Below are 1013 nucleotides of genomic sequence, written 5' to 3' on the forward strand. Positions count from 1 at the left end.
AGGTCCCGCGGGACACCGAGTCGAGCTTCGAGCCGAAGATCGTCCGCAAGCGCCAGCGCCGGCTGACCGGGATCGACGAGATCGTGCTCTCGCTCAGTGCCAAGGGCTTGACCACCGGCGAGATCTCCGCGCACTTCCAGGACATCTACGGGGCCTCGGTGTCGAAGGACACCATCTCCCGGATCACCGACAAGGTGCTCGAGGAGATGATCGAGTGGCAGAACCGGCCGCTCGATCGGGTGTATCCGGTGGTGTTCATCGATGCCATTCACGTCAAGATCCGCGACGGGCAGGTCACCAACCGGCCGATCTACGTCGCGATCGGGGTGACCGTCAACGGCGAGCGCGACATCTTGGGATTGTGGGCCGGCGACGGCGGGGAGGGTGCGAAGTTCTGGTTGGCGGTGCTCACCGAGATCAAGAACCGCGGGGTGGCCGATGTGTGCATCGTCGTCTGCGATGGCCTCAAAGGCTTGCCGGAGGCGATCAACACCGTGTGGGAACTCGCAGTGGTGCAAACTTGCGTTATCCACTTGATCCGCAACACTTTTCGGTTTGCGCCGCGGCAGCACTGGGATGAGATGTCGCGCGATCTCAAACCGGTCTACACCGCGCCGACGGAGGCCGCGGCGAAGGAACGGTTCGTCGAGTTCTCCACCAAGTGGGGACCGAAGTATCCGGCGATCGTCCGGTTGTGGGACAACGCGTGGAGCGAGTTCGTGCCGTTCCTCGACTACGACGTCGAGATCCGGCGCGTGATCTGCTCGACGAACGCGATCGAGTCGGTCAATGCCCGCTACCGGCGCGCGATCCGCGCCCGTGGGCATTTTCCGACCGAGCAGGCCGCCCTCAAGTGCCTCTATCTCGCGACCCGAGCGCTGGACCCGACCGGTCGGGGTAGGGCACGATGGGCAGCGAGGTGGAAGCCTGCCTTGAACGCCTTCGCGATCACTTTCGAAGGACGCATCAACTAACCGATGCCAGGCCGGTTCCACCGTTTATCGGACACTCCC

At 63.8% G+C, this 1013-nt stretch carries 1 protein-coding gene; it reads left to right on the forward strand.

Going from position 1 to position 1013, the window contains the following annotated elements; all coding sequences use genetic code 11:
• Positions 1-974, forward strand: a 974-nt coding sequence (locus ACWDUD_RS30665; RefSeq protein WP_450111784.1) for an IS256 family transposase, incomplete at its 5' end; no start/stop codon positions are given.
• Between the last annotated feature and the right edge of the window lie 39 nt (positions 975-1013).

It is taken from the genome of Rhodococcus sp. NPDC003382 (genome assembly GCF_053589135.1).